The organism is Alloprevotella sp. OH1205_COT-284, from assembly GCF_003859795.1.
Lineage (GTDB): Bacteria > Bacteroidota > Bacteroidia > Bacteroidales > Bacteroidaceae > Alloprevotella.
In genome coordinates this window covers 1-9,966 of sequence record NZ_RQYI01000045.1, presented here as the reverse complement: position 1 = coordinate 9,966, position 9,966 = coordinate 1, and the positions used below count along the sequence as shown (strand labels likewise).

The 9,966-nt window shown below is 47.7% G+C and carries 6 protein-coding genes and 2 tRNA genes; 2 read left to right on the top strand and 6 right to left on the bottom strand.

Going from position 1 to position 9,966, the window contains the following annotated elements; all coding sequences use genetic code 11:
- The first annotated feature begins 263 nt into the window (after positions 1-263).
- Positions 264-1,028, top strand: coding sequence for a hypothetical protein (locus EII14_RS08840; protein ID WP_124932165.1), 765 nt, complete (start codon positions 264-266; stop codon positions 1,026-1,028).
- Between the two features lie 37 nt (positions 1,029-1,065).
- Positions 1,066-2,049, top strand: a complete 984-nt coding sequence (locus EII14_RS08835; RefSeq protein WP_124932164.1) for a hypothetical protein — start codon at positions 1,066-1,068, stop codon at positions 2,047-2,049.
- 172 nt (positions 2,050-2,221) lie between these two features.
- On the opposite strand, the gene EII14_RS08830 is transcribed toward EII14_RS08835, so the two are convergent.
- The 6 genes from EII14_RS08830 to EII14_RS08805 form a co-directional block, all read right to left on the bottom strand.
- Positions 2,222-3,406, bottom strand: a complete 1,185-nt coding sequence (locus tag EII14_RS08830) for a TolC family protein (protein WP_124932163.1) — start codon at positions 3,404-3,406, stop codon at positions 2,222-2,224.
- Positions 3,403-6,540 carry an efflux RND transporter permease subunit gene (locus EII14_RS08825; protein WP_124932162.1) on the bottom strand — a complete coding sequence of 1,046 codons (3,138 nt, stop codon included), beginning with the start codon at positions 6,538-6,540 and terminating at the stop codon, positions 3,403-3,405. The genes EII14_RS08830 and EII14_RS08825 overlap by 4 nt, the downstream gene beginning before the upstream one ends.
- 44 nt (positions 6,541-6,584) lie before the next feature.
- Positions 6,585-7,715 carry an efflux RND transporter periplasmic adaptor subunit gene (locus tag EII14_RS08820; RefSeq protein WP_233569427.1) on the bottom strand — a complete coding sequence of 377 codons (1,131 nt, stop codon included), beginning with the start codon at positions 7,713-7,715 and terminating at the stop codon, positions 6,585-6,587.
- A gap of 203 nt (positions 7,716-7,918) precedes the next feature.
- Complete coding sequence (locus EII14_RS08815; protein WP_124932161.1) at positions 7,919-8,335, bottom strand: hypothetical protein; 417 nt, start codon at positions 8,333-8,335, stop codon at positions 7,919-7,921.
- Positions 8,336-9,320: 985 nt separating this feature from the next.
- Positions 9,321-9,393: transfer RNA gene (locus tag EII14_RS08810), tRNA-Lys, on the bottom strand.
- Positions 9,394-9,431: 38 nt separating this feature from the next.
- Positions 9,432-9,504: transfer RNA gene (locus EII14_RS08805), tRNA-Lys, on the bottom strand.
- Positions 9,505-9,966 lie beyond the last annotated feature (462 nt).

Sequence of the window (9,966 nt, the reverse complement as noted above, 5' to 3'; positions counted from 1 at the left end):
CCGCCCGCGCCGATGGTACTGCTATTTGTGGGAGAGTAGGTCGCCGCCATTTTCAGAGCCTTGTTTCAATATAAGAAACAAGGCTCTTTTTGTCATTATATAATAGAAGAGATTGAGGGTGATTTATTTTTTTATCGGATTTTTTGCATATTCCCTTTGATAAATTTGGATAATCTTTAATATCTTCGTATTTTTGTCCATCATACGTAAGTTTAAACTTTATTTTCTTACCGCTAAAAAATTAGCAGATAAATAATATGGTTATGAGAGAAATTGCTATTCTTCTTTTGTCTTTGGGGCTTTTATCGTTTATAGGTGTAAAAGCACAAGATAAGAATCTTTTTAATCACGTAGGTTGGGGAGTTTCTTTGGGAACTGATGGAATAGGCTTGGAAGCGGCTTTACCTGTTGGTAACTATGTGCAGGCACGTACCGGTTTTTCGTTTATGCCAAAGTTTTCTTACAGTTCCGATGTTAAGTATGGTACTCAATCGCTTGGAAATATGTCAGATAAGAAGATAAATATCAAAGGAACGCTCAATATGCAAGATTGGAAATTCCTTTTTGATCTTTATCCTTCTCAAAGCAGTACGTTTCACTTCACTGCCGGTTTTTATCTTGGTCAAAAGGCTTTGGTAACAGCCAAGAATACAGAGAGCAATAGTCTGCTTAGTAATGGAGGTTATATCTTGATCGGCGGACAACCTTTTGGTGCTGACCAATTGGGTATTGCCAATGTGGAAGTGAGAACGAATAGTTTTAAGCCTTATTTGGGAGTTGGCTTCGGCCGTGCCGTACCTCGCAAGAGCAAAGTTGGAGTTTCTTGTGATTTTGGTGTACAGTTTTGGGGTAAACCTAAAATCTATGGTTGGAACGAAGATTTGCTCAACTATGGTTTCCGAGAAATAAGATACCAAGATATAGAGGCGGGCAGTGATGCGGAAGATGCGCGTGATGCCATTAAAACTCTGAATAGTATCGGTGTTTATCCCGTGATTAGTGTTCGTCTCAATGGTATTATCTTTTAATCTACCGGTTTAACTTACTATTTTAATTTACACGGCTATGAAAAAGTTATTTATTTTAATGGGAGTAATGTCCCTCTCTTTGACTTTCACGGGATGTGGAAGCGATGAACCTGCCGAACCTGTCGGAAAGAATTTGGTAGACCCTGCCTACAAGTCTTTGTCAGCAACCTATTTTGATATTTCCAAATCAAATCCGGCGAATGAAGGGGCTTTGGGAGATGTAGCCGATGAATTGATTTTCAAATTTGGCGAAGACGGAAAGGCTTGGGTATTTAGTCTGAATAAGAAAATAGTGAAAGAGGCTGAACCTTGCTCCAATCCAAAACGTCACAGAGCTCTGTTGCAGCAAGAAAATGAAAGTTGGTATGTTTATGCCACGGAATACCAAGAGAAAGCCGGAAGCTATGATGTGAAGAATGTCGGTAAATTCTCAACTTCGGCCGATAATAACGTAACTCTTCAAATCGGAAATCAACCGGCTAAGAACCTCGTTGCAGAAAAAGTGGAGAGTCCTATCCAAGATAACAGCACGGTAAATCAGATGTGTCGTTCATGGAAAGTTGCTCAAACCAGAATAGAAGTTTCCGAAGGCGATCTTAACAATGCTTATGGAAAAGTCTTCAAGGGCAATTATGCCGTCGACTTGGCTTATATCGCCGCAGATATTGACAATCCCGACAATGGTATCAAAACGGATATGACGAAATATTTGAGAGATAACAATCGTTTGACTTCCATTAAGGAAATTGTATTATCTCGTACGGGCGTTCTCACTATTTTCTACAAAAATGGCAAGCAAGATGTGGCTTCCATTGGTAATATTGCAAACAACAGCAATATTTCTCTGAACTGGCTGGGAAGCAATTTGTCGAACGACTATTTGTCCGGAGAAATGGGCGTATATGGCAAAATCAAAAACAATTATTTTGTACTGACCTTCAACAGTCCCATCACTGCCAACAATGTGGCTAAACCTTACAAGGTGAAGGTGGAATTCACTTTGGAATGGGCCGGACGTTAATCGTGTTCATGAACAAGACCTATTTCTTCGATTAGTTTTCCGAGAAAGATCATGTTTTGAATACTTGCAAAACTTCATAAACGAAAGAGGGGTTCGGGGTTATCCGAACTCCTCTTTTATGAATGTGTGCTGCATGATCACAGACATGATGGCTCTACGGAAGACGATCCGGCTATATTTCGGGAACCATTGCCAGCAGTTCTGCCATGGCTCTGTGATAGTCCCGTTCTGTCGTTAAAGCCTTTTCGGCCGCTTCATAGTAGAAGCCTATTTCAAGGAGATATGCAGACAGAGAGATTTCTCCGGCTTCAAAGGCTTTTTTCAACCATTTCGTATTATTATTGTTGTTAAGTGCTTCGCGATACGTCTTGGCTGCCTGTTGCAAACCAAGGGCGCGTCGGTAGATCGTTTTTAAGCGATGACGCATTTGTATCTTTGTGTCTTCCCGACGTGCTTCGGCGGCCGAAATTTCTGTTTGGGCTTGTCGCATTCGTCGTCGGTTGCTCCAAAGTGGGATATTGACTCCGAGCGATATGCCCCGAAAAGTTTCTCCGGGAGTGCTTTCGCTGACATATCCTATTGAAAAAGACGGCAGTTGTTCGGATCGTGTAAGTTTCATTTTGGATACGCTAAGTTGCCAATCATTTTCCGCATAAGCAAGCAGAGGATGAGTATTTTCGATGTGAGCATACCATGTTTCGAAATCATTGGGAATTTCCGGGCTTGTCATGGCCGTATCCGTCAATTCTATGTTTTTTCCGCCATTCAGAGCAGTTAAGCGGTCGAGTAGAGCGGTGCGTTCTATTTCGGCCGTTTTTATTTCTCCTTCGATAGTGGAAAGTTTCAGAAGGGCATTATTGACTTCCGGCAAACCATTTGCTCCTGCTTCCCATTTTTTTCGTTGTATATCTGCAAGTATCCGGGTATGTTTTTTTCGTTGTTCGAGCATGCGGATCAAGGCATTCTGATAGATAATATCTGCGGCGCAGAGCAGTATTTCCAATTTGAGGTTCATGCGCTCCACACGATATTTGTAGTCCAGCAACTTGTTTTCTTGCCGGACAACTCTACCTTTCTCCCCGGAAAGGAGTGGGATGTCAAATCCTTGTCGGAAAGAAAAATCCTTTCTGATACCGGAGTTCGCCCCTTTGCTCCCCAGCAATCCTATTTCTATTTCGGGATCGGGGAATGCAACTCCGAGGCCGTTACTTAGTTTTTGCCCTTCGATTTCTGTTTTGAGCGCACGCAGTGTCGTGTTGTTTTCCTCTATTGTTTCGACCAATCGGGTCAGTGAGTTTTGTGCCTTTGCTCCCATTATGGTCAAGGAGGAAAAGAAGAGGAGAAGTATATATTTCATAATAACATTTCGTTGTGTAGTTGATTGGTCTTCATCTTGGAGTTTTGGCGTTTGCGGTGTATCCACAAGTATGAGAGCGGAATGATGAAGCCGTTTAATAAGGTGGAAGTAAACAGTCCTCCCAAAATGACTTTGGCCATTGGGCTTTGTATTTCATTTCCCGGCAGATCGCCGTTGATGATCATCGGCAGCAGTGCCAATGCAGAAGTGATCGCCGTCATCAGAATGGGGTTGAGTCTGTCGGAGGAGCCTTTCATTATGCATTCTTCTGCCGTCAAACCCTTATTGGCCAAGTCATTGTAGCGCGACATGAGCAGCATGCCGTTGCGTGTGGCGATGCCAAACAAGGAGATAAATCCGATGATAGAAGGGATGCTGATGACTCCGTCGCTTGCGGCAATGGCCAACACGCCGCCTATCAGTGCCAAAGGCAGGTTGAGCATCACGACGGCCGCCTGCATGGTATTTCCAAATTGTCGAAAGAGCAGTATGAAAATGATAATTAAAGCCAATATAGATGCCCCCATTAGCGTATATGCGGCAGCCTCTCTGCTTTCAAATTGTCCTCCCAGTTCGATGTGATAGCCTTCGGGGAGATGTATTTTTTCGGCAATCCGTTCGCGGATTTCATCGACGACGCCTACGAGGTCGCGTTCCGACACGTTGGCCGAAATCACCACTTTCCGAGAAACATTTTCGCGATTGATTGTGTTTGGTCCCGCACTCGAAATGATTTCCGCCACTTCCATCAGCGGCACTTTGCCTTGTTCCGTGTCGAGCAGCAACATGCCGATTTGTTCGGCCGTTTTTCGACTGTTGTCTTCCACTTTCAGCACCAAGTCGAATGCGTAGTTGTTTTCAAACACTTGCGACACTTTTTCTCCGGCGAGCAGGATGCCCACCGACTCCGAAAATTCCGGCAATGTGATGCCTCGCAAGGCCAACAATTCCCGCTTGGGAATGATTTGCAGTTGTGCTCTTTCCACTTGTTGTTCAACGTTGAGATCGACCACGCCTTCCACATCTTCCACGGCATGCTTGATGCGTGTCGCAATGTCGTGCAGGCGATTGAGGTCATCTCCGAAGAGTTTAATTGCCACTGCCGCTCTTGTGCCCGACAGCATGGCATCAATGCGGTGAGTAATGGGAGCACCGATTTCGATGTTTACGCCGGGCAGGGTGCTCAGTTTGTGTCTTACTTCATTGACCACTTCCTCTTTGCTTCTCCCTTTGAGTTGCAGCGGTGCTTCTATTTCCGACGTGTTGATGCCGAGAGAGTGTTCGTCCAGTTCTGCGCGCCCCGTTTTTCTGCCCACGGTTTTGATTTCGGGAATCGACAGCAGCAGCTGTTCGGCTCGTCGTCCGATTTTATCCGATTCTTCGAGCGAGATCCCCGGCAGGGTAGATACATTGATCGTCAGTGAACCTTCATTGAAAGGAGGTAGGAAGTTGTGTCCCAATGTCGAAAACACGATGAGTGTGGCTATCAGTGCCAATCCCGTTGTGCCAAACACCCATTTCCTATGGCCGATAGCCGTTTTCAGGAGGCGTGAATATTGCAATTTCAATGTTCGTGCCAACCATGGTTCTTGCCATTGTTTGCCACTGTCTTGTTTGTTTTTTTTGTTGTGAAGCAAGATGCTGCACAACACGGGGGTGAGCGTCAAGGCCACCAGCGTTGAAGCCATCAAAGCGGTGATGAAAGCAATGCCCAGTGGAGCGAGCATCCGACCTTCCATCCCCGATAGGAAAAAGAGAGGTAAAAAGCCGGCAATGATGATGAGCGTCGAATTGAGAATCGGCATTCTCACCTCTTTGGACGCTTCAAACGTCACGGCCACCACACTTTTGCGCAATTTCGGAGGCAGTAGGCTGTTTTCTCGCAGGTGTTTATAGACGTTCTCCACATCGACAATGGCATCATCGACCAGCGAACCAATGGCGATGCACATGCCGCCGAGGCTCATTGTGTTGATCGTCAGCCCCATTGCTCTCAATGCAAGCACCGCCACCAGCAGCGAAATGGGAATGGTGATGAGCGAAATGACGGTCGTTCGGGTGTTCATTAAAAACAAAAAGATCACGACCATGACAAACACTGCTCCTTCTGCCAAAGCCCGTCCGACGTTGTTGATCGAACTTTCGATAAATCGTGCCTGTCTGTAAGTTTCGGTAGACAGTTTCACGTCGTGAGGCATCGAGGTGCGTATATCTTCGAGGGTTCGGTCGATTCTTTCCGTCACTTCGAGTGTGCCCACGGCAGGTTGTTTGGCCACGGTCAGGATAATTGCCGGTTGAGTGTCTGCCGAAGCCACACCGATTTTGGGTGTTTTCCCTCCCACTCTCACCTCGGCCACCGCCGAGAGCAATATGGGTTTTCCGTCAATGGTTTTGATCACGGCTTTTTCAAGCTCTTCCACGTTTTTTGTGGAGAGGCGTGTCCTCACGATGTATTCGTTTCCATATTCGTAGATCGTGCCGGCAGCGGTGTTGCGGTTCATGTTGTTCACGGCGCGTCGCACTTCGTCCAAACTCACGTTGTGGTGTTTCATGCGGTTGGGATCGGGCAATATCTGATATTCTTTTATGTCGCCTCCCAGCACGGTGACTTGTGCCACGCCTTCCGTAGCCATCAGTCTCGGGCGGACATGCCGATCCGCCCAAGTGCGCAGATCGAGCAGGGAGGTGGAGTCGGCCGTGAGAGTGACAAAGAGCACTTCACCCAGAATGGAAGATTGCGGTGCGAGGGTCGGACTGCCGACAAAGTCGGGGAGCAACTCTTGCGTGGCCGCCAATTTTTCCGAAACGATTTGTCGTGCGCGGTAGATGTCGGTGTCCCAGTCAAATTCCACCCACACCACCGAGAAACCCATTGTTGAGGACGAGCGTACGCGGCGCACGCCGGTCGCTCCGTTCAGCGAGGTTTCGATCGGAAAAGTCACCAAGCGTTCCACTTCCTCCGGTGCCATACCGGCCGACTCCGTCATCACCACCACCGTGGGCGCGTTGAGATCGGGAAAAACATCGACTTCCATGCGTGTGGCCGTGTACAAACCGACCCATGTGATGAGCAATGCCGCCAAGAGTATGGCCGGTCGGTTGCGAAGAGAGAAATATATGATTTTGTTGAGCATGATGCGATAAATAAATGTTTTGACGTATCGGTTTGTGGGTGAGATCAGTGCGTGTGCCCTTCGGGAATCATGGTCGAAGAAGCCGCCAATTTAATTTGATACGCCCCTCGTGTCACCACCTTTTCTCCGACCGATAGTCCTTTTTTGATTTCCACTCGTTCTCCATTGTTTTGACCGATTTCCACCTCTCGCTGTAAGTAGGCCTCCTCTTCATCGGGATCGGCCACATACACGTAGTGGATGCCTTGTTGTTCTGTCACGGCCGACAGCGGAACGGAGATCGTGTTCGGTCGGTTTCGAGTGAGCAGAAAGACTTCGGCATAAGCTCCCGACACGAAATTTCCGACGTTGTCAAACTCGAACGTCACGGGAAGAAATCCGCCGTTGTCCGATGCCGTTTGTCCGCAAGCCACCAACCGTCCGTTGAGTCGGTCTGTGTGGTGCATGTCGGTGTCGTAGGCCGGTTTGAAGCGTGCGCTTGTTATTTCCGCCAGTTCTTTGTGGTATTTCTGCGGCACTTCGGCTCTCAGCAGCAATCGTCGGCTTTGGGTGACGGTGGCGATAGGTGTTCCCATGGTCACATATTCTCCCGGTCGCACAAGTCTGTTTTTGAGAAATCCTCCCATAGGCGACGCCACGTTCACCCCTCCCCGAATCATTTGTGCGGCCTGTGCTCGATAGGCCACTCGTGCGGTTTCGTAGCGCAAGGTGGCTTCTTCCAATTCTCTGGTGGCGATGATGTGTTCGGCCGCCAGTTTTTCGGCGCGTTTATATTCTTTTTCGGCTGCCTCATAGGCAATTTTCGCCTTTTGAGCCGGATCGCCGTCGCGCAGCCGTTCGGAGGAAATCGTGGCAATGGTTTGCCCTGCCCGTATGGCTGCCCCTTCGGCCTCCGTTGCCGCCGAGAAGGCCACTATTCCGTCGGCCGTGGCGGCTATGGTTTGTTCGCCTCCTTGGGTGGCCGATATGCGGCCTCCCACTCGCAGCGCGTGAGAAAAGTTGCCGGCTGCCACCGTTTCAAGGCGCAATTCGGCCGCTTTGGCTTGTGCTGCCGTGAAATGTATTTCGTCGCCGTGTTGTTCTTCGTCCTCCCGGCAGTTTTCGGCATGACGTTCGCCGCAAGAGGCAGACAGCAAGGCGGTTAAAAATAAAAACGTAAGAAATTTGATCTTCATGATAGGAAAATGTAATGAGAAGCCGGCCGGCACATCGTCAATGAAGAAAACGAAAATCGGGCATTCCTCCTGTTGAGCAATGCGATGAGTCGATACGGCTTCGTGTCCGCTGTGGTCGTCCACGGAAATGAAGCGGACGAAAAAAAGAATGTAGAGATAGAAAAGTGATGAGAAAAAAGACGTTGCCGTTTCTCCGAAAACGACTACGCCTTATGCTCCGAAGCACATGGCGGAGCACGCAAACTCTGCGCGCCGAAACAAGAGAGAAGGGGCAGCGCGATCGAACGATGAAGCGGAGCGAGCGGATCGCCGGCATCATCGAAAGCACAAAACAAAGACTTTCCGAAAACCTCTCCTTTGCCAATCCCCTTTGCCCACTGCGATGCCCACGTTTCCCGCTCGTCGATGCGGAGTGTCACAACATGGTTTTGACACGATTGCCCTCCGTCGCTTTCGTGAGAGGGAGAGTGGTGGGGGGAAGAAGTTCCGCTTTGCGCAGACGGCACACAAGGATCGCCCACCACACACACATTTTCGTGGTGGTGGTGGGGAATGACGGTGAAAAACAACAGCGTTGCCACCAAAAATCCCCGAAGCAGAAGATAGGCCGTTCGTTTCATGATCGGAAATGTATCGGCAAAGATAGGCAAAAACTTGTGCAAGCAGGTTGCAAAGTGCATTGAGGGTATGCGCCCATGCGGTCGTGCTTCGCTGTGCCACGAAAATGATATATCGCCTCATCGGCAGTTTTCGAAATGTGGCCGAACACATCTTTGACCTCGTCAAGCGTTGGTCGGAGGGAGGAAATAGCACGTTGTGTGGCCTTACCCAATGATCATTTCGTAAAATCGTCGAAAAACCTACACGATCTTTCAATAGCTGCTGAATTTCAGTGAGATAGGAGTGTATGCAAGTGGTGCGTCGTTATACATCGGGTGAGGTTAAGTTGTTGGAAACCAGATGAAAATGAATGTAGACAGATTTGCCTAAAACCTACACTGTCTACATGGTTGTCAATTTCGGAGCGTTCCGTATTCCGACACCATGTGTAGGTTGTTGCAAAGAATGTAGTTGATTTTTCAGGTTGTCTACATTCGCAACGGATTATATATCTGTTGTTTAGCAAAGAAAGTGTAGACAATGTAGATAAAAAGAAGCAAAACTCCCGGTAGAGGATGAAAGTGGCTTTTTTATCGAAGAATGTCCTCACTTCCCCTTCGTTTTTTCCGTATATATTTTTAATGCGTCGGAGCGTATTTACCTAAGAGGTAGTGCGAACGGAGTAACGAGTAGAAAAAACTACTATTGACCTAAATTCCTCAATCTCCCCATTCGTTTCTTTCGGCCGTTTCTTTTTTTCGATAGAGTCAGCCTCTTCTTTTCTGATCTATGATTGCTTTTTGCCTCCAATTGCAAAGGAGAGCTTTGTCTGCCGGCAGATCGTGTCGTTCCGCTTGTCCGCTGACTCCGAATTTTCTCGAATTTTCGGGAGCTTGCCCACCGAAATGATCCGCTGGCTCGAAATTTCTTTCGCAGGCGGAGGGTGCAGTCCCTCAAAACAGAAAAGCCACATCGCCCGGCGGCGACATGGCTTAAAATAGAAAGTACACTCTCAGGGATTCGAACCCTGGACCCACTGATTAAGAGTCAGTTGCTCTACCAACTGAGCTAAGAGTGCGAGAGGAGTTGCAGAAAAAAGAAGAGGCTCGAAAAAGGTACACTCTCAGGGATTCGAACCCTGGACCCACTGATTAAGAGTCAGTTGCTCTACCAACTGAGCTAAGAGTGCAGTTGTGAAAGAGCTTCTTCTTTTTTGTTTGCGAGTGCAAAATTATAGTTTATTTCCGAAACTACAAAATGATTTCGTGGTTTTCTTGAAAAAAGATAGACAAGTCGTAGGGGAGCGTCCGTCTTCGTTTTTTGCGTGATTTTGTCGGCATTCCCGGCATCGCTCCTTCCTTGCCCTTGTCGGTTTTCTCCGTGAAGTCGGCTTCGGAAAATCTTTCTGACGACCGCCGAAACCAACTGCAAGCGTGCGAAGCGAGAGGGGGGTAGGCTTGTTGAGCATGAGCCGAAGCGGGGCATGCCGACTCGCCTTTTGCTCCTTGGCTCTCTCAAAATAATGTCAGCCCCTACTGTTCTTTCTCCAACAGGAGTTTTATGGTTCATCCGACATTTGGAGTGATGCGGTTCTAAAAAGAAGAAAACCGCTGAACAAATTGTATATTTGAATTAGCCCCAACAAATATGC

Coding starts and splice junctions, on each gene's coding strand:
- EII14_RS08840 (WP_124932165.1), top strand. CDS start 264: ATGAGAGAAATTGCTATTCTTCTTTTGTCTTTGGGGCTTTTATCGTTT.
- EII14_RS08825 (WP_124932162.1), bottom strand. CDS start 6,540: ATGCTCAACAAAATCATATATTTCTCTCTTCGCAACCGACCGGCCATA.
- EII14_RS08815 (WP_124932161.1), bottom strand. CDS start 8,335: ATGAAACGAACGGCCTATCTTCTGCTTCGGGGATTTTTGGTGGCAACG.
- EII14_RS08835 (WP_124932164.1), top strand. CDS start 1,066: ATGAAAAAGTTATTTATTTTAATGGGAGTAATGTCCCTCTCTTTGACT.
- EII14_RS08830 (WP_124932163.1), bottom strand. CDS start 3,406: ATGAAATATATACTTCTCCTCTTCTTTTCCTCCTTGACCATAATGGGA.
- EII14_RS08820 (WP_233569427.1), bottom strand. CDS start 7,715: ATGAAGATCAAATTTCTTACGTTTTTATTTTTAACCGCCTTGCTGTCT.